27 protein-coding genes and 1 pseudogene are annotated in these 26,222 nt (G+C 42.5%); 13 read left to right on the top strand and 15 right to left on the bottom strand.

The window, feature by feature from the left end; translation table 11 throughout:
* Window positions 1-37: 37 nt before the first annotated feature.
* Entirely contained in the window at window positions 38-1,090 is a 1,053-nt protein-coding gene (locus Q9R23_RS09150) for a C45 family autoproteolytic acyltransferase/hydrolase (RefSeq protein ID WP_214853620.1), read from the bottom strand.
* 161 nt (window positions 1,091-1,251) lie between these two features.
* Here Q9R23_RS09150 and Q9R23_RS09145 point away from each other — a divergent pair, with 161 nt between their 5' ends.
* Complete coding sequence (locus Q9R23_RS09145) at window positions 1,252-2,958, top strand: methyl-accepting chemotaxis protein (protein WP_311246938.1); 1,707 nt, start codon at window positions 1,252-1,254, stop codon at window positions 2,956-2,958.
* A 142-nt stretch (window positions 2,959-3,100) separates the two neighbouring features.
* Here the strand turns inward: Q9R23_RS09145 and Q9R23_RS09140 are convergent, their stop codons facing one another.
* Window positions 3,101-3,604 (bottom strand): DNA topology modulation protein, encoded by a 504-nt coding sequence (locus Q9R23_RS09140; RefSeq protein ID WP_214853625.1) that lies wholly within the window; start codon window positions 3,602-3,604, stop codon window positions 3,101-3,103.
* 81 nt (window positions 3,605-3,685) lie between these two features.
* Between Q9R23_RS09140 and Q9R23_RS09135 the strand changes: the two genes are divergently transcribed.
* On the top strand, window positions 3,686-4,108 hold the full coding sequence (locus tag Q9R23_RS09135; RefSeq protein ID WP_311246937.1) for a hypothetical protein: 423 nt from the start codon (window positions 3,686-3,688) through the stop codon (window positions 4,106-4,108).
* Between the two features lie 76 nt (window positions 4,109-4,184).
* Here Q9R23_RS09135 and Q9R23_RS09130 read toward each other — a convergent pair.
* Window positions 4,185-5,512 (bottom strand): IS3 family transposase gene (locus Q9R23_RS09130; protein WP_396136364.1). Its coding sequence is split into 2 segments (ribosomal slippage): window positions 4,185-5,134 and window positions 5,134-5,512, totalling 1,329 coding nucleotides; the frame shifts between segments, so codons are not numbered across the junction.
* Window positions 5,469-6,245, bottom strand: coding sequence for a hypothetical protein (locus Q9R23_RS09125; protein ID WP_311246936.1), 777 nt, complete (start codon window positions 6,243-6,245; stop codon window positions 5,469-5,471). Before Q9R23_RS09125 ends, Q9R23_RS09130 begins: the two co-directional genes overlap by 44 nt.
* 388 nt (window positions 6,246-6,633) lie before the next feature.
* On the opposite strand from Q9R23_RS09125, the gene Q9R23_RS09120 reads away from it, so the two are divergent.
* Both Q9R23_RS09120 and Q9R23_RS09115 read left to right on the top strand, forming a co-directional pair.
* Window positions 6,634-6,954, top strand: coding sequence for a hypothetical protein (locus Q9R23_RS09120; protein WP_214767865.1), 321 nt, complete (start codon window positions 6,634-6,636; stop codon window positions 6,952-6,954).
* Window positions 6,955-6,980: 26 nt separating this feature from the next.
* Window positions 6,981-7,325, top strand: coding sequence for a type II toxin-antitoxin system RelE family toxin (locus Q9R23_RS09115; RefSeq protein WP_311246934.1), 345 nt, complete (start codon window positions 6,981-6,983; stop codon window positions 7,323-7,325).
* A 220-nt stretch (window positions 7,326-7,545) separates the two neighbouring features.
* Here Q9R23_RS09115 and Q9R23_RS09110 read toward each other — a convergent pair.
* Window positions 7,546-8,031: pseudogene (locus Q9R23_RS09110) on the bottom strand (DNA/RNA non-specific endonuclease); the annotation flags it as partial.
* 393 nt (window positions 8,032-8,424) lie between these two features.
* On the opposite strand from Q9R23_RS09110, the gene Q9R23_RS09105 reads away from it, so the two are divergent.
* Both Q9R23_RS09105 and Q9R23_RS09100 read left to right on the top strand, forming a co-directional pair.
* Window positions 8,425-8,745: a hypothetical protein gene (locus Q9R23_RS09105; RefSeq protein WP_214725449.1), complete on the top strand. Its 321-nt coding sequence runs from the start codon at window positions 8,425-8,427 to the stop codon at window positions 8,743-8,745.
* A gap of 3 nt (window positions 8,746-8,748) precedes the next feature.
* A complete protein-coding gene (locus Q9R23_RS09100; RefSeq protein WP_058266069.1) occupies window positions 8,749-9,039 on the top strand; it encodes a type II toxin-antitoxin system RelE family toxin in 291 nt (96 codons plus the stop codon).
* 287 nt (window positions 9,040-9,326) lie between these two features.
* On the opposite strand, the gene Q9R23_RS09095 is transcribed toward Q9R23_RS09100, so the two are convergent.
* The 7 genes from Q9R23_RS09095 to Q9R23_RS09065 all read right to left on the bottom strand — a co-directional run bounded on the left by Q9R23_RS09095 (window position 9,327) and on the right by Q9R23_RS09065 (window position 17,468).
* Window positions 9,327-12,437 carry a type I restriction endonuclease subunit R gene (locus Q9R23_RS09095; protein WP_311246933.1) on the bottom strand — a complete coding sequence of 1,037 codons (3,111 nt, stop codon included), beginning with the start codon at window positions 12,435-12,437 and terminating at the stop codon, window positions 9,327-9,329.
* 2 nt (window positions 12,438-12,439) lie between these two features.
* Window positions 12,440-13,708 carry a restriction endonuclease subunit S gene (locus Q9R23_RS09090; protein ID WP_311246932.1) on the bottom strand — a complete coding sequence of 423 codons (1,269 nt, stop codon included), beginning with the start codon at window positions 13,706-13,708 and terminating at the stop codon, window positions 12,440-12,442.
* The gene (locus tag Q9R23_RS09085) at window positions 13,698-15,221 is read right to left on the bottom strand and encodes a class I SAM-dependent DNA methyltransferase (RefSeq protein WP_311246931.1); all 1,524 of its coding nucleotides are present in this window, start codon (window positions 15,219-15,221) and stop codon (window positions 13,698-13,700) included. The genes Q9R23_RS09090 and Q9R23_RS09085 overlap by 11 nt, the downstream gene beginning before the upstream one ends.
* 20 nt (window positions 15,222-15,241) lie before the next feature.
* The gene (locus Q9R23_RS09080; protein ID WP_035399392.1) at window positions 15,242-15,511 is read right to left on the bottom strand and encodes a type II toxin-antitoxin system RelE family toxin; all 270 of its coding nucleotides are present in this window, start codon (window positions 15,509-15,511) and stop codon (window positions 15,242-15,244) included.
* Window positions 15,508-15,732 (bottom strand): type II toxin-antitoxin system RelB family antitoxin, encoded by a 225-nt coding sequence (gene relB, locus Q9R23_RS09075; protein ID WP_026829710.1) that lies wholly within the window; start codon window positions 15,730-15,732, stop codon window positions 15,508-15,510. Before relB ends, Q9R23_RS09080 begins: the two co-directional genes overlap by 4 nt.
* A 231-nt stretch (window positions 15,733-15,963) precedes the next feature.
* The gene (locus tag Q9R23_RS09070; protein WP_311246930.1) at window positions 15,964-16,299 is read right to left on the bottom strand and encodes a YolD-like family protein; all 336 of its coding nucleotides are present in this window, start codon (window positions 16,297-16,299) and stop codon (window positions 15,964-15,966) included.
* Between the two features lie 179 nt (window positions 16,300-16,478).
* Window positions 16,479-17,468 (bottom strand): DNA/RNA non-specific endonuclease, encoded by a 990-nt coding sequence (locus Q9R23_RS09065; RefSeq protein WP_311246929.1) that lies wholly within the window; start codon window positions 17,466-17,468, stop codon window positions 16,479-16,481.
* A 425-nt stretch (window positions 17,469-17,893) separates the two neighbouring features.
* On the opposite strand from Q9R23_RS09065, the gene Q9R23_RS09060 reads away from it, so the two are divergent.
* Window positions 17,894-18,346 carry a JAB domain-containing protein gene (locus Q9R23_RS09060; RefSeq protein ID WP_082318459.1) on the top strand — a complete coding sequence of 151 codons (453 nt, stop codon included), beginning with the start codon at window positions 17,894-17,896 and terminating at the stop codon, window positions 18,344-18,346.
* Between the two features lie 527 nt (window positions 18,347-18,873).
* On the opposite strand, the gene Q9R23_RS09055 is transcribed toward Q9R23_RS09060, so the two are convergent.
* Together Q9R23_RS09055 and Q9R23_RS09050 are read right to left on the bottom strand one after the other, a co-directional pair.
* Entirely contained in the window at window positions 18,874-19,110 is a 237-nt protein-coding gene (locus Q9R23_RS09055; protein WP_214813988.1) for a hypothetical protein, read from the bottom strand.
* A 196-nt stretch (window positions 19,111-19,306) separates the two neighbouring features.
* Complete coding sequence (locus Q9R23_RS09050; RefSeq protein ID WP_311246928.1) at window positions 19,307-19,621, bottom strand: Rrf2 family transcriptional regulator; 315 nt, start codon at window positions 19,619-19,621, stop codon at window positions 19,307-19,309.
* 1,005 nt (window positions 19,622-20,626) lie between these two features.
* Between Q9R23_RS09050 and Q9R23_RS09045 the strand changes: the two genes are divergently transcribed.
* The 6 genes from Q9R23_RS09045 (at window position 20,627) to Q9R23_RS09020 (ending at window position 24,453) form a co-directional block, all read left to right on the top strand.
* Window positions 20,627-21,529 (top strand): methyl-accepting chemotaxis protein, encoded by a 903-nt coding sequence (locus Q9R23_RS09045; protein WP_311246927.1) that lies wholly within the window; start codon window positions 20,627-20,629, stop codon window positions 21,527-21,529.
* Window positions 21,530-21,753: 224 nt separating this feature from the next.
* Window positions 21,754-21,948 (top strand): hypothetical protein, encoded by a 195-nt coding sequence (locus Q9R23_RS09040; RefSeq protein ID WP_311246926.1) that lies wholly within the window; start codon window positions 21,754-21,756, stop codon window positions 21,946-21,948.
* A gap of 137 nt (window positions 21,949-22,085) precedes the next feature.
* Window positions 22,086-22,931 (top strand): ComEC/Rec2 family competence protein, encoded by an 846-nt coding sequence (locus tag Q9R23_RS09035; RefSeq protein ID WP_396136366.1) that lies wholly within the window; start codon window positions 22,086-22,088, stop codon window positions 22,929-22,931.
* Window positions 22,931-23,152 carry a DUF3006 domain-containing protein gene (locus tag Q9R23_RS09030; RefSeq protein WP_311246925.1) on the top strand — a complete coding sequence of 74 codons (222 nt, stop codon included), beginning with the start codon at window positions 22,931-22,933 and terminating at the stop codon, window positions 23,150-23,152. Before Q9R23_RS09035 ends, Q9R23_RS09030 begins: the two co-directional genes overlap by 1 nt.
* Before the next feature lie 21 nt (window positions 23,153-23,173).
* The gene (locus Q9R23_RS09025) at window positions 23,174-23,734 is read left to right on the top strand and encodes a DUF5067 domain-containing protein (protein ID WP_311246924.1); all 561 of its coding nucleotides are present in this window, start codon (window positions 23,174-23,176) and stop codon (window positions 23,732-23,734) included.
* Between the two features lie 29 nt (window positions 23,735-23,763).
* Window positions 23,764-24,453: a hypothetical protein gene (locus Q9R23_RS09020; RefSeq protein ID WP_311246923.1), complete on the top strand. Its 690-nt coding sequence runs from the start codon at window positions 23,764-23,766 to the stop codon at window positions 24,451-24,453.
* Between the two features lie 305 nt (window positions 24,454-24,758).
* Here Q9R23_RS09020 and Q9R23_RS09015 read toward each other — a convergent pair whose 3' ends face one another.
* Window positions 24,759-26,222 carry an ArdC-like ssDNA-binding domain-containing protein gene (locus tag Q9R23_RS09015; RefSeq protein WP_311246922.1) on the bottom strand — a complete coding sequence of 488 codons (1,464 nt, stop codon included), beginning with the start codon at window positions 26,220-26,222 and terminating at the stop codon, window positions 24,759-24,761.

Raw genomic sequence — 26,222 nt, 5'->3', positions numbered from 1 at the left:
AGATGCCTCTTGCGCAAGCAGGAGACATCTTTTTCGTTTAACGCCATGTCTGAAGTGTATTCGCGAACTGGATGTTCGTCTCAAGTTCTCCTGTGATTTCACTTGCTGTGAAGTCATTGCCGGCGAGCCAGTCAGCAAAGTCGAACGTGACCGGTTCTTGATCACCACCGAGCGCGAACCATACCTTTAACTCTTCCGGGAAGTAGGCAGACGTATGGATCGTTCCTGCCCACTGCGCATATAAATCAGCGAAGACGCCTTTATCGGTATCATTCAGGAGTCGAAAAGCAGACTCTGCATCTTGAATCATATGTTGATGAGTCTTCAGCTCCATCATTCGACGTTTCGAGTCATCGAGATGATAGCGGTTCTCGTGTTGTAGCAAATCAAAATGGTTCGTACATAGATTCGATTCCCGCACTTGGACGTCTCGCGCCGTCGCCTCGATCACGAACGAACGCGCGGATTTATCGTGGACGACGTACGTGAACGATCCGCGATGTGGAATCTCTTTGACGAGTGAGATCGCATCGTCGACCGACGTACACATCTCGAGGATGATCCGTCCGATCATGAAGCTGACGAATCCATCTCCCGGCCGCCGACGATTGATGAAGTTATAACCCATCGCAAGACCATGTTCGTTCATCCCGTCCATTCGACCGGTCACCCGAGATGCCGGACCGATGATCGCTGAACCGCCATCGTTCGGTTGAAAGACGGAAAATCGTCCGTCATATGTCATCGGATGATAGTCATAGTTTCGAACGAGGAAGTTATCACCGGTCATGATTGAACAACCGCTTTTCGGTCCTTCGACCCGGTAATGTCCGAAATGGAGTAATGTGTCTGGCAATGATAGTTTGAGTTCGTCTTGCAGTCCGAGCAACTCGTCCCAAATATGCGGGGCATACCGAAGAAACATCTCCTTTGTCTCGACCGGATCGACTTGAAAACGGGGGACACGGATTTTCCAGTTGTCCTCGCGGTTATGGAGTAACTGATTTCGTTTAACGTAACGCCCTTGTTCGCGACCGAAGTCATAGTGACTGCCGCGGAATTGTGTGATTTCATTGGCTACACGTTGCATAGGACTCACCCTTTCTTCAACTGCTGTACGCTGATTATATCGAATGGATGACCGAAAGTCGTATAGAAGGACTTTATTGGAGCACATCAAAATATGGGAATATTGAAAAAACAGTCAACTTTTTCAATCCTGAACCGATAACAAAAGCGGGAGGGGATGGAATGAAACACATGTCAGTCAGACGGAAGATACAAGCTTTGATCGCAACAGCCGTCGTTGCGATGCTACTAATTGCGGGAGCAGGACTCTATTTCTTGAATCAGATGTCCAGCGCTTCCCGAGCGATGTATCAGGAGAACTTGATTCCGATCCAAGAAGTAGCACAGATTCGGATCGATACACGGGCTCTTGATTCCTTTTTAGTCGAGATGATTCTAACGAAGAATGAGGAACGCATCACAGAACTTCAAGCTGATATCGATACACGTCAGGCTCAGATTCGGTCGTCGGTCACGAAGATTGAAAAAACGGGGCAATTCGATGCGCGAGAAAAGAAACAACTCGAGGAGTTGAAGGATAATGTCCTCGCTTACGACAACTCGATGACGCTCGTTCAAGATGCGGCGACGCGCAACGAGACAGAGGAAGCCTACACGGCGTATTCCGATGGTCTGGAACAAGTTCGTGATAACGTCGCAAACTCAGCAAAGTCATTGATGGCTTCGATGACGAAACAAGCGAAGACGCTTGACGCCCAGAACCAAGCGGAAAAAGAGACCGCCTTTTACATAATGCTCGGTATCTTTTTACTCACGGTCCTCTTGTTTGCAGGACTTGCCATATACATCACACGTCTCATCACGCGTCCAATTCGTCAACTGCAAGGCTGGATGGATCAATCAGGTAAGGGTGACTTGACCGTCCGAGGTCATTACGATTCGAAAGACGAACTCGGTCAATTGACGACATCGTTCAATGAAATGATCGCCTCACAACAACAAGTCGTCCTTGAACTGACGGGAACGGCAGACCGCGTCGCTGTTGCGTCGGATGAACTGAGCGTCAATGCGGAATCAACGACGAAAGCAACGGAGATGGTCGCTGTGACGATGGAAGAGATGGCAAGCGGCGCAAGTCAACAGCTGCATCAAGTGTCCGATGCTTCACGGACGATCGAAGAATTGACGACGTCCGTCCGTTACGTCGCCGGTAATGCGCAACAGATGACGCAACGGACGACAGAGGCGATGGAAAAAGTTGCCCACGGTGGAAAGGTCGTCGGTACACTTGGGACACAGATGGGACGCATTCAAGAAGACGTCTCGCAACTCAGCCAAGTCATCGATGGTCTAGGCAACCGATCACAGGAAATTGGTCAAATCACGGATTCGATCAAAGGTGTCGCGGCGCAGACGAATCTCCTCGCGTTAAACGCCGCAATCGAGGCGGCACGCGCCGGCGAACAAGGACGCGGATTTGCCGTCGTTGCAGCGGAAGTCAAGACGCTTGCTGAACAATCGGCGGTCTCGGCAAAACAAATCGAGTCGTTGATTCGGATCATTCAGCAAGAGACGGAGGCGTCGGTCGCCTCGATGGAGAAAGTCTCAACCGAGATGACGAGCGGGATTGCCGTCGTCGATCAGGCAGGGACATCCTTCTCGGAAATCGAGACAGCGATCACCGACGTGACAGGGCACGTCGAAGATGTGTCCGGCGCAGTTCAGGAAATGGCGGCAGCGAGTGAACAGATCGCTTCTGTCATGCGGACGATTCAAGCGGTGACGGAAGGAACCGCTGCTGGGACACAAAACATCTCCGCTTCGACCGAGGAGCAGATGGCGTCTATGGAAGAAATTTCGTCTGCATCGCAATCGCTCGCGACGATGGCGGATGATTTAAAACAAGTCACAGGCAGATTCAGCGTGTAAGATATTGCACTACGACCATGAGGGGTAACCGTCATGGTCGTTTTTTTATTTGTGGTAATGACTGGAAAACGGGCAGGAGAGTAAATTTGTTTCGTCGTATGTACATCACTAAGGATGACGAAAGGTAACAGATGGACGGATGTTATGAAAGTGATTGAAGAAACTGTTTGACAGCGCGGCGGGACCGCAAATGAACGATTTGTTTATCGGACGTCGCTTTAAGCGTTGAAAGGATACTCGGTCGCTTATCGATCGGAAACCGCCAAATCCATTTCAGAAAATCAAGCGACAGTTTCTCGGGACAGCCTGCCGCCATATCCGGTCGGCCGGTCTTACGATAGCGCAAGGTCCGTTTCATCGCACGGTACAGACAAAGCGTCCGCGGCAGATCAAGGAAGATGACCGTATCAGCGGCATCGATTCGTAAGTCAAGCGTTCCACCGTAATTACCGTCGATGATCCATGTATCACGCGATATGAGTGTTTGTTGAATCTGGCGTTGTTCCTCACGCGAAACCGCCTCCCAGTTCGGACGCCACAATAAGCTGTCGAGGTGATCAACGGGATAACTTAGTTTTTTGCCCATCTCGCGGGCAAACGTCGATTTACCGGACCCACCAGAACCAATCAGGATGATTTTTCGCATCATAGACCTTCTATTTTTTGTCATAGGAATTGATCATATCACGGTTTTCTAGTCGAGGATAGAACGAAAGGAGTGAATGAGATGGTACCAAATTTCATAATCGAAGGGATGACGATCGTTTTTACACTACTCGTAATCAGCTGCGGCGTGATATTCCTGCCGCAGCGGTGGAAGCGATATGGCTTAATTTTACTTGGTTTGGTGGCAATCGGGTGCAGTTCCTTTTGGTACATCCGACCGACGCTCGTCAATCAACAGATTGCTGAGAATGAGAAATTGCTTAAGGTGGAACTAGCACGTCGATTCCCTGATGAAGTCTACAATATAAAAACACAAAAATTTTCGTATGAGTCTTCGGCGAATCCGGCTTCAATCGAAGTCGAATTTGCAAATGAACCTAACGTAACTTATTTTCTAGATATGGAAGGGAACCGGATTAGGTTGTCAAGTTTTATCTTTAAAAACGGAGGATTTCCAGAGGATTTACAGCATGAATTCAAATAAAGACCGGATGCTCAAAACATCTGGTCTGAACTGAGCCCTACAGTTTGGACAGTTTAATAAAAGCACCCTTAACGTTTTAAGCTGCTATGAGATGGCTTCGGTATTGTACCGGAGTCATCTTTTGTAGTTTCCATTGTCTTCGTTCGCTATTGTAATAATCAATGTAAGCATCGACCATGGCACAGACCTCATCGAGGTTAGATGCTAATTTATAATCGACATAATCTTTCAAGTGCCCAAAGAACGATTCCATCGGGGCATTATCCAGGCAGTTTCCTCTACGAGACATGGATTGAAGCATTCCCATCTCACGGATGCGTGTTTGATAAGCAGGATGCGTATAATGGAATCCTTGATCGGAATGTATCATGGCTTCCGGGTGTATATTCCCTTGAAGTCGTTCTGCGAGTTTATTCGTTGTATGAAGGACGAGTTCCATATGGAGGCTTTTAGATACATGATGTGCCATAATTTCACGTGTAGCGATATCCTTCACACAAGAAAGATAAACAGTTTGACCAGATCCAATACGGAGATAAGTGATGTCTGTGACGAATACTTTACCAGGCTCCTGCTGATCGAACCGACGGTTCAAGTGATTTGGTACAGTCTTATGTTCATATGTCGCTTTAGCGATTTTACGGTAGGCGTTCTGCCTACGGATTTTCGTCACGATTCCAAACTTCCTCATGATACGCAAAATACGTTTATGATTCATCGGTCCCCCGATAAGATCAAGCATCTCCATGTAAAGACCACGATAGCCGATTTTTCCCTTATGACGATCATGAACATGTTTCAGAAGGAGGTAGTCCGCATAGTCGCGTTCTTCCCGAAGGGAAACACTATCTGTACGTGCGAGCCAGGCGTAATAACCGCTGCGGCTCACTTCAGCGAGCATACATAGATCCGTCACGAACCGACTCGACGATTGTTTTCGTAAGACAATATTGATTGCCTGATAACGTTCAGATGCCGTTAGTTTCGGTACTTCGCCTCTCTTTCGAGAGCTTCTAGCTTTTTTAGTAATTCATTCTCCGCTGTGAGGTACTTGATTCGTGCTTCAGCTCTCGCAAGTCGTCGTTCGACGGAATCATCTTTTTTCGGTCGACCTCCAAGATTAGATTTTCCACGTCTCTCATTCAAGAGTCCTTCTTCTCCATAAATGCGATATGTCTTCCGCCACCGTTTCAGCGCTTCGTTCGGCGTTTGCTTACCGATCATGTCCAAGTCAAAGCCGCTTTCCTCAAAGATTTGTATCGGTCGCTTACCAGCTAAATTCTCACGTACAGCGTGAATCTTAAATTCTCCTTTGTATTGAATCGTACGATCTGATACAGAGGATACGTGAAGATTCGCTTCAAGTTGTTTGATTTGATCTGGATTGAAGGTGCGTCTGTTCATGAATAGTTCCCCCGTCTAAATTGAATAGGTACAGTATATCGATATCTTTAAACACAAAAAACCCCGAATGGGGTCTTTTATCAAGTGTCCACCATTCAGGGTTCAGTTCAATATTTACAGTCGTCGGTGCTTTTTCAAATAGCTCATCATTTAGTTGAGACACAAGATTTTGACCTAGTGCTCCAAGCAATAATTCTAAAAAAGCGGTAATTATTTTCTTTAATGTATTATCTGGTTTTACTTCAATAAGTTTAATAAATGCAGAAAAGTATTCAGAGCCAAATAAAGAAACTTGATCAGCTAGCTTTTTGTTTAATGCAATTTCTTGCGAATAAAGTTTATCACCTATATCTGAACCTGTTTCTAATTGAAATGAATTACGAAGATCCTCTTCACTAATATCCCAATTTTTTAAAATAGCTTCGATTTTACTATCAAAGTTCTCTAAATAACTTAATGTACTTTGACGACGATGCTCTAAACTTGATGAAATAATTTCTTCAAAATTACCTTTTCCGAAGACGTTAATTCGCTTAGATTTAAAGTTATCTGGAAGCCATTGAGTTGCAAGCTGAGATTGTGTGTCGATAGTGGAGATTTGTTCTCGAAATGCCTCCCTATCTTCGCTCTTGGATCCCTTAAAGATATCTAAAGCAAATCGTCCGCCAGAAGGCAATCCATAACCTATCTCTGCTCCAGCACCAAAAAACAGACCTATCTTTTTTTCGCTCATTAAAAAAACACCTTTCGTATAGTATGATTTATGTAAATGATTATCGGTTACATATTTAACCAAAATACTATATGAATTCATTTTATAATACAAATAAATGGTTATTTCATTATTTAAATGTTTTGTTAAACGTTTTTATATACGTTTATTTAAACGTGTTGTATAATGTATGTAATCACATCGAATAAATGGTCTATTTTAATTTTAACCATATAAACCCACGCGCTTTTACTTTCTATTCCTTTAAGCGGGCCAGCTGACTAACTTTCTTTTTTTACGACGTGGTATTCCATTCATTTTATGAGCGTTTCACATGTTATGATGTCCATTTGTAAGAAAAAGTGAGAAGTCTTGAAAGGCAAAGAGTGGGTGCAAGGAGGAAGTTCATATGATGTCCGAATCTAGAGAACGATCTGTTGTTACGCTTACAGCGGACCAAATCATCTCAACGACTGCTGTTGCGCGTTCTTTTAAGAAGACACGAGAAAAAGCGCAAGAGGTACCCCTTTTCGTCACGAATGCACAAGGAGAAATTGATACAGTCGTCGTCGGTTTTCATCAGTTCGAAGAGATGAGCGAAATGATTGTAAGACAAGCTGCCTTGATCGAAGAACTCGAAATCTTGTCTCGACTACGTGATGCAGAAACGTCACCAGAGACATTCATCGATGCGGATGATGTATTTGCTTCCCTTGGCATTGAAGAATAAATCAATGTTGAAGGTGCGTGAGGCTCATGTATAATGTCAATTTTCACCCGAAAGCGGTCAAAGAACTAAAGAAACTCGATTCACGAATCATCAGAATCATTCAGCGAGACGTAAAGGAAAAACTTGCAGTAGATCCGAAAATGAGTGGGGAACCATTACGCGCACCATTATCCGGCTGTTATAAGCTCAAATACAAGGCATTTAACTTGCGTCTTGTCTATACAATAAAAGATGAGAAGGTCACCATTATAAAAATCTCAGACGGACGCGAAGTCGAACAAGAGGTTGAAGGTGTCGTCAATATCTTAGCAATTGGAGAGCGGACACGGGAGCGTGTCTATCTGGATGCTGTAAAAAGAAAAGATAAATGATGAATAGCTTTGTGGCATGAATGAAGGAGGTAGGTATTTTAGCTACCTTCTTTTTTTATGTGCTGTATTTGTCCATCAGTGACGATTATTAATACTGGCGTTTTCAATGTGATTTTTCGACATCGCATCAATTCCATCGTTTATGAGAACGGAAAAAGGCAGCGACGAGTATCTCGTCACTGCTTCAGTATATTTCAGTCATTCGATTAAATGAGGAGATTTATTCTCCCACCATGCCGTCATGGTCGTTGTCCCGCATATATTGGTATAGCCAGTGCTTCTCCGTGATTGGCATCGTGTAGCCGGCTTCCTTTGCCTCCTGGATCGTCACCTGACCATTGCCGTCGGTATCGACGCGCGAGACGTCCTCGGTCGCTGTTGTACTGGCAGAGGACTTCGCTGACGGTTCTTTTTTCGTCTCCTTCTTCTTCGTCAGACCGAGTGCCGCATTCGTCTCGTCCGGATTGTCGTTCTTGAACCGGTCGACGACAGTGTTTCCACGGACCGTATAGGTATACTGATACGCGGATGGAATCATCGTAGACGTATACGGATAGGTAATTTGCGCCTCGAAGTTTGTCGCGCCACCTGCCTTGCGGATAACGTCCTCCATGTACGCCTGATCACCATGACGGTTCAAGGTGCTATCCTGTGGTGTGATGTCGTAAGCATTCGAGACGCCACCGAGCGAAACAGCGATGATGTGTCAGTCAATCGATACCGTGTTGAGCGTATTGGAGAAGGGGCGAATTTTACAGTTAATTCTATAGATGGAGACTTGAAAGTAAACACAATTCTTGGTCTGGATGATGTGAACTCGAATACATTTTTTAGTGAGGATGGCGATGTATTAGAAACTCAAGCAGATGTAAAATGAAAGATCATTTAATAATCTTTTGATTACGAATTAACGTATACTCAGATTAAATAGCATCTAACAAACAATAGAGAACTAAATAAATGAGAACCCTATTTTTTTGATTTTATTCTGAAAAGAGAAGTTAATACAGACATTATAAGAATTGAAAGGAGTGTTTAAAAGACTTTTAAAAGTCTTTTAAACGGTGTATACTAAAGAAAATAAGAGGAGGGTATGATAATGGGGATGCGAATACTTGATATTCCAACCACTTCTATATCTGACGTGAAACGATCTCCTATGGAAGCATTTCAAAGAGCAGATCGTGAAGCAGCCGGCGTATATGTTTTTAACCGTGAAAAAGTTGCAGGCGTCATGTTGACGCAACAACAGTACGAATCACTTAATAAAGAAATCGAAGAGTTGTACAGCCGATTAGATGATTTGACTGTTGAGATGCGACTATCTAACAAAAATGTCCGCACCTATACCGATTCAGAAGTCCGTGGAGAACAAGGAACTCATCCAACGACTATTGATGAAATGGATGGGTGGGAGTGATCATTGTATCAGCTTGAGTGGACGCAGTATTCGAAAGAAGATTACGATAACCTCGATGGTAGTCAAAGGGTATTCGTAGATAAAGCATTGAACCGCATCGTTTCTTTAGGAATGGCAGCAGGACAGCCACTCAGTGGGAACTTGGCACATTGCAATAAATTAAAAAACAGAAAGATGGGGTTACGCGTTGTTTTTAGAGAAGTAGAGGGTAAACTCCAGATCATTCAAATTGTAGCAATTGGTAAACGAGATAAAGATGAGATTTATAAAACAGCAGAACAACGTTTAGATTGATAATTAGGAAAAGGATCAACGTACAGACACTTTAAAAGTATCTATACGTTGATCCTTTTTGTCTTTTTTCGTAGGAAAGGACGTTTAAAAACACATTGATAAAAAGATGAGTTAATGAACTTTAACTTGTGTAGTAAATCAACTGAATACACATTTGTGAAAGACTAACTATTTTTGTATGCATAATGGTTGTTTAACGTACAATAAGTTACAATGTAGAATTTATGAATTTTAGTCTCAAAAAAACCATTTTTAACTAGAATTCTAGTTAAAAATGGTTTTGAGTCTTATATTTTTAAAGCTAGTTGTTCTGACATGAGTTCTGCTTGTTCAAGGACAGTATCAATTGCCTGTTTACTGATTTCTGGTGGATAACCATATTTTTTTAGTAATCGTTTAACGATGATACGCATTCTTGCACGAGCTGAGTCTCGCAAATTCCAATCGATACTCATATTATCTTTAATAGATTTTGTGAGCTCATGTGCAATGATTTTTAATGTATCATCGCCTAAAACTTGTTCTGCAGTCTCGTGAGTTGCTAGTGCATCATAAAAAGCAATTTCTTCTTTGCTGAGCCCGTTCTGCTCACCACGTTTAAATGCTTCATCCATTTCTTTAGCTAATTCAATCAATTCTTCAATAACTTTTGAAGTTTCAATGGTTCGCTTATTGTATTTATTTAATGCGTTAGATAGCATGTCCGAAAATTTCCGCGCTTTGGTTAAGTTGTTCCGTTGAACATTTTTAACTTTACCATTTAATAAACGATTTAATAATTCGACAGCTAGGTTCTTCTCTGGCAAAGCACGAACATCTTCTAGAAATTGATCCGATAGAATCGAGATATCGGGATTTTCTAAGCCTAGTTCTTTATAGATATCGATGACATCTTCGGAAATAACCGATTGTGAAATCAATTGATTAATCTGTGCATCCATTTGTGTGGCTGTTTTTTTCTTACTACCATCGCCGATCGTTTTTACAATACTTGCCTTCACCGCTTTAAAAAAACCAATTTCATCATTCAGTTCCTCAGCTTCGGGTGTTGTTGCACATAAAGCATATGCTTTGGATAACTCTGTTACTGTGTCTAAGAATCTTTTCTTTTCTTCTTCTCCGAGACCAATTACATAATCCATTGTCGTTACGATTGCTCTAATTCGTTGTGACGACTTTTCAGACAGAAAATTCGAATAGTTATGATGATGCAGCATCTCTAAAATGAGTTGATGTTTCTCTAACATCACATCAACTGCAAGAGAAGTATCGACACCAGCTGTTTCACGGTCGCTATCAGTGTATTGCTTTAATGCTTCCTTTAAGTTATCGGCTACACCAATATAATCAACTACTAAACCACCTGGTTTGTCATTAAACACGCGGTTTACTCGAGCGATAGCTTGCATTAAATTATGTCCTTTCATTGGCTTATCGATGTACATAGTATTCATAGCAGGAACGTCAAAGCCTGTTAACCACATATCACGTACAATGACGATTTTTAGAGGATCCCTATTATCTTTCATACGGCGTGCTAAAAATTCGCGACGTTTTTTAGTGCCGATAAAAGGTTGCCACTCTACAGGATCACTCGAAGAACCGGTCATGACAATTTTGATAACACCTTTATCATCATCGTCTGAATGCCATTCTGGTCGAATTTTAATAATTTCTTTGTAAAGATCAATTGCGATTCGACGCGACATAACAACAACCATAGACTTACCAAACATCGCTTTTTCACGCTCTTCATAATGATGGACTACATCCTGTGCCATTTTTTCGACGCGAGAACCAGCACCAGCAATTGCTTCCAAACGAGACCATTTCGATTTCAACTTTTCTTTGATTGATGATTCTTGATCCTCTGTAATATCTTCATAATCATCATCAATAGCTAATCCCTCTGGTAACTCCAAAGGAATGACCCGTGACTCATAGAATATCTTAACTGTTGCACCGTCTTCGACTGCTTGAGACATATCATAAACATCGATATAGTCACCGAATACGGCTGGTGTATTTCGATCCGTCGACTCGACAGGTGTTCCAGTAAAACCAATGAATGATGCGTTCGGTAAAGCATCACGAACATACTTCGCATAGCCATACTTTAATTCACCTTCACGATCTTTTTGTTGTGAGAGTGCAGCGCTAAAACCATATTGAGAGCGATGTGCTTCATCTGCTATGACAATGACATTCTTACGATCTGTCAGACATGGCATCTCACCTGTTTCTTCATCAGGAGCAAACTTTTGCAGCGTCGTGAAGATAATACCACCAGATTCAACATTTAATAACTCACGTAAAGAATCACTCGATTGAGCTTGACTAGGAGATTGTCGAAGTATTTCTTTTGACAAAGAAAATGTTTTATACAATTGATCATCTAAATCATTTCTGTCCGTCAAAACTACGATTGTAGGATTATTCATTGCTTTAATTATTTTTCCAGCATAGAAGACCATCGATAAACTCTTACCAGAGCCTTGAGTATGCCAAACAACACCGATTTTTCGATCTCCAGTATCGTCAGTCGCTATCTGTGCTTTTTCAACAGCTTTATTCACCGCATGATATTGATGATAGGCTGCAAGAATTTTGAAGGTATTCTCGCCATCTGATTGAAAAAGGATGAAATTTTGAATTATATCTAGTAGTCGATGAGGGGCTAACATTCCATTCAACATCACTTCAAGTTGTGGCTCTGCAGGACTTGCTAACGAAGATCCATCGACAGTACGCCATTTCATAAAACGCTCTTCATTTGCGGTGAGAGAGCCCACACGTGCGTTAATACCGTCACTTATGATTAGGAAAGCGTTGTAACGGAAAAGAGTAGGGATGGCTTGTTTGTAAGTTTGTATTTGATTATAGGCATCTGATATATCTACATCTTCGTTAGTTGCATTTTTCAATTCGATAATAACTATAGGGAGACCATTCACAAATACAATTACATCAGGACGTTTATTCGCCTGTCCTTCAACCACGGTAAACTGATTGACCGCCAAAAAATCATTATTTTGTGGCTGTTTAAAATCGAACACTTGAACAGAAACCGTCGGATTATAACCATCCTCACCTTGTACTTGAATCTCGATACCGTTTGTTATGAGGTGATGAAATTGTTCATTATTCAAAATTAAATTCGGAGAAGCATTCGCTAAAATTTTTTGAACAGCTGCATCAATCACTTTTAAATCAAATGTTGGATTAATTTTTTCTAGAGATCTACGTAAACGATCGATTAACACAACATCTTGAAAGCTATTACGTTCAGGAAAATTTCCATCAGGTGCGAGGTCAGGACCTTCTACGATGTCATATACCAATTCGTCTAACCATTCAAGAGTTGCTTCTTCTAGTTCCGATTCATTATAGTTGAACATTTTTACTCCTCCACTACATCAATAGTTTTTACTTCTCCAGTCATTAATTTAGGTAAAATGATGTTTCGGATTTTCTGTAAATGAGCATTTTCTTTATTTAATAGTTTGATAGTTTCAGTCATTCCTACAATTTTTTTGCTATAGCTTTTGATTATATTGTCATCTAAAGCTATCGAAAATTTTAAAGCAACTGTTGGAGTCACTCTTTGCCTACTGTTTGTAGAACCAGTTGCATGTGTAGTTAAGTAACTATTAAAAACTTCCGACTTACATATGTTGTAAATAAAGCTATTCATTTCTTTAGACTCACTTTTTAAGACTACGAACTCGCTAGATGCTACACTAAAAAATTCTTTATTAATAGTAGTCAACCAGACTCTTGGTGTGCTTGGATTCATTTTTGAGAAAATGACACAATTTTCTTCAATTAACCATTTGTTACTTTTTATAGTAGAAACATCATCAAAAATAGGTTGTTGATTTTTATCATATGCTGGTAGACTAAAATGCATTACCTGAGTCAGATTTGTTTTGCGAGGATTAAAAGTTTTTTTCAAAAGAGTAGTTATATTTGATAACTTTACGATTGACCATTTAGCAGGTATTAATCCCAACTCACTTTCCACCATTTCTCCACCACTTGACTTATACGGTTTTCCTTCTTCATTCGGAAATTCAAAGTTAATAAACCAATGCTTGAAAATGTTTTTTGTGATTTCTTGAATATTATTAATAATTTGTTTGTTCAGTTCTATTTTTTCATCAAAACCATAAAGTAATTTTACTATAGTGTCTTGAATACTTTTTTCAACATATGGAACTTTTAATTTTTTTAAATCACTACCTCTAATACCTGCTGCAGCAACTTGTTCAACGATATTACTCATATTTGATTTTCCATGTTGTGACTGGAAATAGTAATAATAAAATAAAGGATTACACTTTTCTTGATCTAATCGAACTCTTATAAGATGTGACTCATATGTAGTTTCACAGCTTTCTCCTAAAAAAATCGAACATTTTCCTGCACCTGCCAACGTAAGTGACTGACGAGCAAATAGTAAATCGTATTTTTTTAGGTATGAGTGTGTTTTTTCTCTTTCATTCATAGGAACAAAGTCCATATCTATATCAAAAATAATATCGTGTTTAAACAATTCTCCCATATTCACCATAGGGTATCCTATACCCCTAATTTTTTTTGGTTTAGACAACCCGTTTTTTAGGGGGATTTTAAATAAGGTCTCAAAGTCAACTAAATCAAACTCCATAACCAATAGCTCCTAACGATTTACGAATCTGTTCTTCTAACTCTTTTGATTTAATAAACTGTTCTGCTAATTCACTTGTTAATCGTTCCATTGTTTCTTCAAAAATTTCATTACCATCATCTTCATGCGTTGCTATTCCTACATAGCGTCCGGGGGTTAATACGTAATAGTGCTCACGTACTTCTTCAAGAGTTGCTTCTTTACAGAATCCTAACTCGTCGATATATTCATGATCATTTGTTCCACGCCATGAATGAAATGTTTTAGCGATTTTATTAATATCTTCTTTACTAAATTCTTTATGTGTACGATCTGCCATAAACCCAAGATGACGCGCATCAACAAAAAGAATTTTATTATTTCGTTCGCGTTTACCTGTTTTTATTTTGTTTTTAGATATGAACCAAATACATACAGGGATTTGTGTCGAATAAAATAACTGACCTGGTAGTGTAACAATGCATTCCACTAAATCATTTTCAACTAGATTTTTACGGATTTCACCTTCGCCACCAGCGTTGGATGACATAGATCCATTTGCCAAAACGAATCCTGCTGTACCTGCAGGTGCTAGTTTAGAAATCATATGTTGTACCCATGCAAAGTTGGCATTATTTTGTGGTGGAAGTCCATACTGCCAGCGTACATCGTCTTGTAATTTATCACCGCCCCAATCTTTGATATTAAATGGAGGGTTAGCAAGGATAAAATCAGCTTTTAGTCCTTTATGTAAATCATTTAAAAATGTATCTGCTTGATATTGTCCAAGATTACCGTCGATTCCTCGAATCGCCAAGTTCATTTTACAAAGCTTCCATGTCGTAGGGTTGGATTCTTGACCGTAAACTGATAGATTATCAATCCGTCCTTGATGCTCTTTAACAAACTTCGATGATTGAACGAACATTCCTCCAGATCCACAGGCTGGATCATAAACGCGTCCTTGGTAAGGTTCTAACATCTCAACTAATAAAGAAACGATAGAAGACGGTGTATAAAACTCCCCACCATTTTTTCCTTCCGCGCTGGCAAAGTTACTTAAAAAGTACTCATAAACGCGTCCGATAACATCCTTTTCGCGACTATCTTCATCACCAACTTTGAAAGAAAACAAGTCAATTGTTTCGCCGAGACGTGTTTTATCTAATTCTGGTCGAGCGTACGTTTTTGGTAGGACTCCAACTAATGTTGAATTCTCTTTTTCAATTGCAATCATTGCAGTATCAATAAGCTGACCAATCTCTGGTTTTTTAGCGTTATCTTTAATGAAAGACCAGCGTGCTTCTTGCGGGACAAAGAAAATATTTTCCGCCACGTATTCATCACGATCTTCTTCCTCTGCCCATTCATCTTCTTTTAGTTCTAAGTATTTTTCTTCGAATGCATCAGAGACATATTTTAAAAATAACAATCCGAGGACGACATTCTTGTACTCACCTGAATCCATCGAGCCGCGTAATTTATCTGCCATTTCCCATAGTTTTTCTTCGAATCCTAAGTTTGCTGTTGCCATTTCTGTTCCTCCTAAAAAATTTATTTATAAATATCCCGACGATGTCCGATCTCAAGAATCAAGATTACGACTTTCTCATCCTGGATGTCAGCAATCAGACGATAATCACCGATGCGATAACGCCATTCACCCGAGCGATTCGAGACGAGTCCCTTACCATGACGACGCGGATCATCCGTCCCGACCAGATTCTTCTTGATCCAGGACATGATAATCCGCGCTTGTTGGGGATCCATCTTCTTGAGAGACTTTTGAGCTCCGCGCTCAAACTCCACCGTATATGCTGTCATTCTAAATCAAGTTCCTTCATCATATCGTCGAAAGAGATCGCTTCTGATTTTTTACGGTGTGCTGCCATCGAATCATGATAGAGTTGTAAATCGATTTCGTCTTCGATGCGGTCGAGGACGGCGTCGCGAACGAGTGTAGAAATCGTGATGTTCTTTGCCTTCGCATATTCCTTGATGAGTCGTGTATCTTGATCATCTAGACGTACGGAAATGGTACTCATGATTATCAGCTCCTTTGTAATACATTGTAATACATATTGAGCTTTTAGTACATAGAATCGAGGATAATTCAGAATGAATATTCTCTGCGAGATAGAGCTGGGCTGCTGAAAATCACGGATGAGTATGATTAGATGTCAAAATTGAATTAGATCATGTTCAAATTGGAATGAACATAGTCATTCGTCCTTATTTTGACCATGTTTAAGTAATCAATGACCATAATTTTTTCTTCACTCCGTTAGAGTGACACTTAATATTTGCTTGAACGGAACGATTTCGATATCGAGATTTCGTTTGACGAGGTGGACTTCCTCCTGCACATAGTCGAGCTTCTCAACGAAGGCATCGAAACGATGCGTCAACGGACCATTCATTGCTGTCACCGTGACAATGTCTCCGCTGAAGATGGCATCGTTCAAGGCGTTCTCGATCGTCCCATCAATCGGACCCTCCGTATCCTCGAACTTGAGATGATGTACCTCTTGGTAATAACGTTTCAGCAATCCTTTGTGTTCGGGCATGAGGAACGGGATCCACTTCTTATTGCCTCGGTCTTCATAACTCATTAAAACCACTCCTTTTCATAACAAGAACATTTGTTCTTATTATGTTCCTTGTTTCTTTCGTTTTCAATCCGCTTTTTCGACGTCTCATCAATGCCTCCGTTTCTGGGAACGAAAAAAGGCAGCGACAAGTATCTCGTCACTGCCCTAATATGTTTCGCCCATTCGATTGGATGGAGGATTCATTCTCCGACCATGCCGTCATGATCATTGTCCCGCATATATTGGTACAACCAGTGCTTCTCCGTGATTGGCATCGCAAAGCCTGCTTCCTTCGCTTCCTGAATCGTCACTTGACCATTGCCGTCAGTGTCGACGCGCGAGACGTCCTCGGTCGCTGTGGTATCAGGAGCTGATTTCGATGTCGGTTCTTTTTTCGTATCCTTCTTCGTCAGACCAAGTGCGGCATTCGTCTCGTCCGGGTTACTGTTCTTGAACCGGTCGACGACGGTATTCCCTCGGACCGTGTAGGTATACTGATACGCGGATGGTATCATCGTAGACGTATCCGGATAGGTGATCTGCGCTTCGAAGTTTGTCGCGCCACCCGCCTTGCGGATGACGTCCTCCATGTACGCCTGATCACCATGACGGTTCAAGGTACTGTCCTGTGGTGTGATGTTGTAGGCGTTCGAGACGCCCCCGAGCGAATCGGCGATAATATGTCCTTCATCGAGATCCGCGCGTTCGACACCAGGTACCTTCGCTTCATCGGAGTAGTAGCGTCCGTCACGCGTGACGCTTTCTGTCGCATCATTTTGGAGGACGATCTTCTTCGCGATGACGCGGACTAGCTGTCCGTGCTCATTCGTGAACGCCCAGTACTTCCGGTCACCGAATCCAATGTCGACAACAACGTTCGCCTGACGACTACCGGACAGGTCTCCACCATCGACTAAAATCTTCTTATGTCCTGTGAAAGAATCTTTTGCAGTTGGCGTTTTTGATTCCGTTGATGCCTTCGTATCCTTTGATTGCTTGACTGTACGAGTATCCGCCTTTTTTTCAGAATGTTGATCGGCGTCCTTCGTCGCATCGGTCTTTTGTGTAGTCGTGTCGTCCTGTTGCGCTACTTGCTCTGTTTGATCGGGTGGAGGTGAGGTTGTCTCCGTATCTGTACATCCTGCCATCAATAGGACGGCAAGAGGAATCGCTATGTAAGAAATCTTCATGAGTATACTCCTTTACTGTTCAGTCTGTCATTGCGTCCTTCATTATAACGCTACTTACCAGTTCTTGCTGTCTTATTCGGTATTCGTAAGGCGATAAATGATCCTTTCAAAGGCATGGAACAGAGCGGTACCGCTCTGTCTGATGGAAAGGGACCGCAAGCCGTCCTGTTTCCGTACTCTAGCTCGCTTCTCGCCGGCGCAAGGGCCATCAAAAAAAGCCGCTGCCGTTCCTCGTCTTCCTCCGCGTTTTGGCTCAAAGCACGCTTTTCGCTCGCGGGCTCCGGAAGCCTTCGTCTCGGTGCGCTGTCCGCTTTTTTGATCTTTCCCTGCGGTCACCCTTGCGCCGCCTCGCGACGCTCGCTGCGTTCCCGTCAACAGGACGGCACCGTGTCGGACTGCATCCCACTCGCGAAAGGAGCTTTTCCATGAAACTGACTACACTCGTTGAAATCACCCGTATCCGCCAAGAGGTCCGAGAGCCGGACGTCGCGCTCGAGACGACGCACATCACGTCACCTGAGGACGCGTTCTGTGTCGCCAAACGTTTCATCCAGGACGATGACCGTGAGGTGTTCCTCGTCATCCTGCTCAATACGAAGAACCGCGTCATTGCCGTCCATCGGGCACACGTCGGTAGCATCAACTCGAGTGTCGTCCATCCTCGAGAAATCTTTAAGTCCGCTATTCTTAACAATGCGACATCGCTCATCGTCAGTCATCAGCATCCGAGCGGTGACCCGCATCCATCACGGGAAGACATCGAGGTGACGGAACGGCTCGTCGAAGTCGGACGTATCGTCGGCATCCAGCTGCTTGACCACATTATCGTCGGTGCCGGAGAAGAATACGTCAGTTTGAAAGCACAAGGTGTTTTGTAAAGAGACAATAGAGCGTAGACGGACGGGACAATTCCGTTCTGTCTGCGCGCCAGAGCATGGACGAAAAACGACGTCGTTTTTCTTTTGAGAGAGCGCAAGCGAGTAAGGAATGGATTCGTCCCGAATCCAAGGGCAATGAGAGACCCGCAGTGGACGGATCCACTGCGGGTGAGAAAGTACATCTATTCTTTTCTATATAGATAGAAGGGTGTTATGGAGGATGCAGTAGTGAGACAGTAGTAGAGTGTACGAAGGTTCGAGGAGAGATAGCTGATTGAAGTGAATCGATCCCCCTGTAGATAGGTAGTGATGCTCTTTCTACTGGACGTACAACACAAGGAGGATTTTTGGGCTCGTGCGTGAGGCTGTAGGCTGCACGCAGCAACATCCTCATCGCACCGCTGCCCTCCTGCCGGATCGATAACGAGAGCTGCACATCGCCTGCGCGAGGCATCTCTACGTTCCTGTTCCTTGCGACGGAAGGCACGGAGCGAAATAGAATAAAACATTTATTTAAAATGAATCTTTTAGTTCAAAAAAAGATGAAGCTCTAGATAGAGTTTTTGAGCATTTTCGATGGTTTGGTTTGAAGATGAAGCCGTCAAGACTTCAAGAGAGAACTCTTTGCGCATCTCTTCAAGAACGCTTTCGACTTGCTGTCGCTTCAAAGGTGAGTCTGTTGCATGTAAAAGGCGTGAATACATCTCGAGAAACGCTTCTAAAGCAACTTGTCTACAACGGTCTTGAAAATCAGACGAGTGCATAAAATGTTCTCCTTTTCATCATTTTCGCTATAGGTGGTAAAGAAGTAGTAAGTAGAATGAGGTGATTTTTTTGATGACGTTCCGATCGGCTGTTGGTATGGCTAACAACATATAACATCACCACACATGTGATTAGGTCTGTTTCTCATAGCGATATGTATTAGATGAATCAGTCGATGGTAAGAAGCAAAACTGATCAGGTAGAAGTGGTTTCGACACTTGGAGTGGAAGAGTGAAGAAGCTCGACAAGTTGATCCCGATTATCGAGTAAGTCCTCCAGAGAATGTTTCGCAAGTTCTTGATGAAAAGCGCGCATTGCCCGTCCGAGAACCCCTTTGAGACGACAGACAGGGGCGATGATGCATTGCCCGTTCGGACTGAAGCATTCGACGATGTCGAGCGGTTCCATCTGACGGACGACGGTTCCGATGTTAATCTCTTTTGGAGCACGCGTCAGTTGGAGTCCTCCGTTTCGCCCTCTGACAGATTCGACATAGCCAAGCTTCGTCAATTGCTAGGTAACCTTCATCAAATGATTCGAGGAGATTGCATAGTGTTCTGCGATCTGTGGCATCGGGACGATGTCATTAGGATGAGCACCGAGGTATATCAAGGTACGGAGTCCGTAGTCTGTGTATTGTGTGATGCGCATGGTTATCACTCCGTTCGAACAAGGAATGCTTATTTATTCTACTTTCGTTTATCAATTGCAATCAGTAAAATAGTCAGCATTCTTAGTCATAAATGTAATTCAGGAGTTCCGTAGAATCTCTCACTTTGGTAACGCTGTATCTTGATAATAAGTGGAAGCACTACTGAATTCAATACTCGTAGAAAATAAAGATAGGATGAATGATTCAAGTGAAGTCATAAAGTGATGAGTAGTCGCATAGAAACGAGAAAACTGTAGGGGAGGGCAATCGGTCGGAAATCGAAAAAATTCTTCATAAAAGAGATGGTCCGGTAAGGAGATATTCCACTCGTGAGAAGAGAGGTTAATACATAAAATAAGGCACTGTCTGATATTCGGAGGGACGCAGGTCTGAAAATCCAATTGCTCTTGATCGAGAAGTGAATATGATCGTCGATACTCGACCAGTGAAACCGCTCTTTTCTTTTGAATGATCCGGATTGATAGGAGACCTACGTTTTGTAAAATGTCATGATGTTGGAAGTGTTGAGATAACCTTGGCATGAGAGTCAAACTTTGTGGTTCGGATAAATTCGACATAACGGATTCGCTCCTTTCTATTATAGTCTTATCACTCTTTAAGAAGAGTATAAATGTATTATTAATACCTTGAATTCGAGGGATATAAACTTCTTATTTCCTAATAATTTATTAGTACTTTTGATACCAGTTTTTAGAGGGAGAAAATAATAAAAAAACTAAAAACATTGATACTTATTTCAAAAAAGGTGTATGTTAAATAGCACTTTATTACTATATTTATATATACATAATGAGGAAATACGAATTGTGCATCTAAAAAAAGACGTCAAGAGGGTGAAGGTAATGGATTCAGATACAGTCAATCTTTCTTCTGGTATAGTGTTGGATTCTTTAAAAAATCATGTAGCGATGATTCGATTTGATTTACAAAGAAAAGTAGTCGATGTGAATGATCTTTTTGCGAAAGCGTTGAAATATCGGAAGGAAGAGATGATTGGCATGGATCATCACCTGTTTTGTCCTCCCTCCTTTGTCAATAGTAATGAATATAAGGCGTTTTGGGAGAAGCTGTTTTTCGGATTAAGTACTTCTGAAAAAATCGAACGAATTGATTCTCTTGGAAATTCCGTCTGGTTAGAAGCGACATACATGCCATTGATTGAAGACGGTCAGGTCGTCGGGGTCGTCAAAATCGCAACGGATATCTCGGAGCGACAACAACTAGTCGAAACGTATGCGAAAACTTTCGACACAATCGCAGAGACACTTAACGAAAGAGCGCTCTATGGGATTAAAGAGAGTGGATTATTGAAGAAGACGATTGAACATATGGCGAACGAGACGTTAGAGAACTATAAGATCGTTCAAAACCTACAAAAACAGGCGGACGAGATTACACAGATTACTGCGACCATTAAAGGGATCGCTTCCCAAACCAATTTATTGTCCTTAAATGCATCCATTGAGGCGGCGCGAGCCGGTGATCATGGTAAAGGGTTCAACGTCGTCGCAACAGAAGTCCGAAATCTATCGAAACTTGTCGAACGTGCTGTGGTGGATGTTCGGACAACGACTGAAAAGATGAACGGAGAACTGCAAAAAGTATTAAAGGTAATGGACCAATCAGCAAAAGATACGACGGACAGTCTTCAAGTGATGGAGAAAACCGTCGACAGATTCAATAGTATGGGAGAAACCGCTGGAGAGTTAAACGTGACCGCTAAAGCCTTTACGTCGATTGTTTGAGTGGTGCGATGACTCACTCGATGCTTTATCATACGATTCAAGTCCTTGATAGCAAGAGGATTTGAGTCGTATTTTTATGTATAGTCATTTCTATGCCGCGTTCAGCTTGGTAATAGTTCTCTCTATTTCAAATAAGGGCACACTTACGTAAAGTAGCATGAGTCGTCAGTTCCTGATGTTTCGACGTATGATCTAGTCAAGAAATCAAATGAGAGGTGGAGCACATGAATATAGTAGAGATGTTTGAGGTCATGGAGCAAGCGAAGGGGAAACAGATACCAGATAAGGTAACATTGATCGATGCCCAGCTTCGATTCGTGCGAGAAGTAGAAGGATCGATTGAGCATGTGACATGGTTCATCGACGTGAATCGACTGACTGACTTCATGCAGACGTACTTTACTAAGCAGACCCTTTGAGGTCTGTTTTTTTATATGGATTTATATACAGACTAACCTATCAATAAAAATAGATCGGTGGGAAATATAACCAACTTTCTCCTGGTATTCACTGTATACTGAAGATAACTTACAAATCAAGAATGGAGCGATGAAAGGTGAAACGAAAATGGATAGGTACGAGCTTAGCGCTCGCAAGTGTTGGATTACTCGTCGGACCACTACAAGGCGCAGAGGCAGCGACACCGAAAATCAAGGTCCACTATATCGATGTCGGTCAAGGTGACGCTATCTACATCAAGATGCCAAGTGGCGAGGATATCGTCATCGATGGTGGCAACAAGGGGAAGGGCGATGCACTCGTCACCTATCTGAAGAAACAGAAGGTCGGTGATATTGAGGTATTGATCTCGACGCATCCAGATGCTGATCACATCGGAGGGCTTGATGAAGTCCTCGACTCGTTCAAAGTCAAGAGCGTCTACGCACCGAAGGTCAAGCACACGACACAAGCCTACAAAGACTTCTTGTTGGCGGTCAAACGCGAGAAGCTGACGATCAAGACGGCGAAGGCAGGCGTTTCGTTTCCGGTCAAAGGCGTGAAGGCACAGTTTGTCGGACCGGTCAAAGACTATGCGAAGAGTGATCTGAACAATTGGAGTGCGGTCTTACACGTCGCCTACAAGAAGAATACGTTCCTGTTCACGGGAGACGCGGAATTGAAATCGGAACAGGACATGATTGCGAAGAAGAAGACACTGCGTGCGGACGTCCTCAAGGTCGGTCATCATGGGGCGAAGACATCGACGAGCGCGACGTTCCTCAAGTACGTCAAGCCGAAGTATGCCGTCATCAGTGTCGGAAAGAACGCGTATGGACACCCAACGAAGGAAGTCGTGACGAACCTGAAGCGTGCAAAGGCGACGATGCTGCGGACGGATAAGAGTGGCACGATCGTCTTTGAAGGGAACGGATCGTCCTACACGATCAAGAAGTTGAAATGATGAAGCGAAAGGGAATCATCGATCGGATTGAGGAGAAGTGGGTCGTTGTCGAGTTCGACGATGGGATGTGTGATATCTTGATTTCTCGTTTCCCGATGACCGTCGAGTCAGGCGATGTTATTTGGATGGATGAATACGGTCATATCGAGAAGGACGATCGCGAACGGCAACGACTGTCAGACGAAATCGATGAGTTGATGGAAGAACTATGGGAAGACTAAAAAAGAAATGAGCTGAAGCAGATGAATAAGTTAGGAAAAGCGGTCGTCATTATCGGACTAGGGTTATCACTCGTTGGATGCGGCACACAAGAAACGATAGAAGATCCACCGAAAAAAGCAGCGAATCCGACTGAAAAGGTCAAGGTAGCAGAGCCGAAAAAGGAAGATGTCTATTTCAAAGACGACACGCTAAAGATCGACATGGCGACCGTCAAGATTCTTTCGACAGAAGTACTTGAGCCGAGTAAAGAATACTTCCGCGAAAAGCCCCAACTCGTCTTCACATATGAGACGACGAATGACAGCAAGAAGCCGCTTAATGGAATGAATGTCTGGATTGCATGCTTTGAAGCGACACAAGAAGGAACCGATACAATTAACAAGCTAGAGGTAGGGATGACGCCACAAGAAGAGAAGTATGCCTCTTATTTAGAGCATCAGCTGGATGATATCAAACCGGGTGGTACTGCAAAAGGGATTATGGCTTATGACATTGAGGATCCCAAGGCAGTCGTCACCTTGAAAGCTACTCAAGGATTAGCAGGAAAAGAGTTGGGTGAAAAGAAGATTGAACTGAAATAAATCATATTAGTATTTAGAGGAGCAACTCTATGAATAAGTTTGCAGAACTTGACGAATGGATCAAGAATAAAGGCGAGTCATTACTTCATTCTTCGATTGACTATGATAATTTAAATAGCGGAATATCATTGCTGACACTAAAAGAATTTGAAAGAGCATACTTTCAAGCTAAGCCAAAGCTTCTATTCGCTAAGTCATTATTAGTTGATGAGGAAACTTTTACGGTTGATTTTGTTGATAGTCAATCAATGATTGAGGAAATTAAGGATGAAATCAACAAGAGAATCTGTTTTCATAACGAAAGTCTTCAAGAGATAAACTTTACTAACCCTTATATGTTACATGTTTACTTCATCCATGAAGGAATTATAGTTAGTTATTCAGTTTTTAATGAAGACTATGCAGATATGAATAGTTCTGAAGAGACTTATGAGAAAATACAATCCGAAGTTCTAGAAATTTATGATGAAAAAAAACTTAAAAAAATAAAACTTAAATTAGTTGAAGAAGCTGAAGAAGAGTTAAAAGAAATTACTGACTTCATTTTACTAGATGAAGAATTTCATTCTAGTACCACCGGAGCTTTAAGAATGAAGTACATGAGTAAGCTATTTGTAGCTCATCCTGAATTCAAAGCTAAGATCAGCGCTGCAGGATATCGCAAATCATCTACTTACTCTGATTACGTTTGGAAGTTATACAAAGACTCTAAAAAATAATTAAAATATATCTAATCCTTTTTCTACAATTCAAATCAAATAAAATAAAATCATGTTGTTCAATAAAAAATCGAATAGAAAACTGGAAGTAAGAAGCTATCCTTTATTCGATAGTGACTTTTCACTACTGGTCAATCTAAAAGACCTATATTATGACATAACTTTAAAATCAATAAGAGATTAGGCAATATATGAACAAGATGTATTAGAACACCATACTAAACTCGAACTAATATTCCATCGAGTTTAGTATGGTGTTTTGTTACTTCAGTAATTTTTAAACAGTGATTGAATATACAAATTTTTTATCGACTACGGAAATCCTGTTCCGGTACATTGAAGTGACGCGTCACAATTTGACGGACTTTTTCTAGGTCACGATCTTCCGTCGAAATCATCTCGTCGTACCATGCTTTTTCAAGTACTTGTTCGGTCTCCTTACTAACGACTCCTGTGTTCAGGATATGATGGTACGGTCCCATCGCATCATCGAGGATGCGAAAGTGTTGGCTGATCGGTTCTTCGCCCGGGATGACGAGCGTATAGGCGACAGTCTCATGTTCGTCAAAGTCACGGTCGTTGGCTTTCGCGAACGGTTCGAAGAAGTCTGTCGACCCATGAACGAGCATCATTGGTTCTTCGAACGTTGAAAGGTCTTGTTGCGTGTCCTGCTTAGCGATGCTTGTCAGGTAAGCACCGACGTCCTCCGGTGAATGTTGCATGATTCGTTCTAGCCGTTCAGCTAACGGTAGTCCGTGTTCTGTGATTTGTGCAGTCTGTTCGATGTACTCAATCATTTTAATAGGTGATGCTTCGCGTTCCAAGATTTGCTCCTGCTCAAGTGAAGCGTGAATCTCACGGATGAAGTGCCCGGATGTTTGATGAACTTCGTGCAATATGTCTTCCTTGTCGCGCAAGTCTCTCCCTTGCGTCCAGTTGGCGAGATACGATAAGGAAAACTCGTCCGTCGGAAAACCAAAGTGAGCCGCGACCGTGTAAGCGACCATCTCCGCTTGGAATTCCTTCTCGTGCGGATTCAACTCAATTCCGCGCTCTTCATTCCGTTCTGTGTTATGCAGATTGGCGTGCGCGAGTTCGTGAATCAATATAGTGACGTTCTCGATGTCCGAATTTCGCGGATTGAGTGCAATTGCATTCAGTTCCGGATAAAAGCATCCTTTTGCCGTACCAAGCTCGCTGAGTGGCTGGTCGAGTATTTTCACCTCTTGTGTCTCGGCAATCCCGTTCAATGCGCGGCGAAACAATTCCGCCTCACGTAACGAGCCATTTCGATGATAGGAAGCAAACAGCTCAGAGACTTCAAGTCCCTTTTCCCGTGCATCGGTCTGTGTGTACTCGAAGACATGACCAATCTTGTAGTACATCGCTTTCCGCGTCGGAAGAGAACCTTCCTTCGCACGTTTTTGCTCCGCCTTCGTCGCGTCCTTCCACGCCACCCAATCCGTCTCTCGTTTGATGAACGTAACAGGGGAGGGGACGAAGATTTTGATTCCTTTCTCTCCTTTTTGGACTTGGACACCTTGCTTCTCCCAGTAGGCATAGGAACCGACAGCACGTGCGCCTTGGAACTGTTCTTCGATCAACAGCATGTTCCGCGTCGAGTAGCGATGGAACCGGCTCATGAAGTCGAGGTGTTCCTTGATGCTCTCCTGACTGACGAAGTGGGAGGCGAGCTGCGTCTCCATTTTATCGGTTAACGCTTGGACTTCCTTCTGGTAATCCTCACGTGTTTTCTTCTTGTATGCCAT

It is taken from the genome of Exiguobacterium sp. BRG2, assembly GCF_031844245.1.
Taxonomy (GTDB): Bacteria; Bacillota; Bacilli; order Exiguobacteriales; family Exiguobacteriaceae; genus Exiguobacterium_A.
Note: the sequence above shows the minus strand (reverse complement) of the source record. Positions and strands in the feature narration are given on the sequence as shown.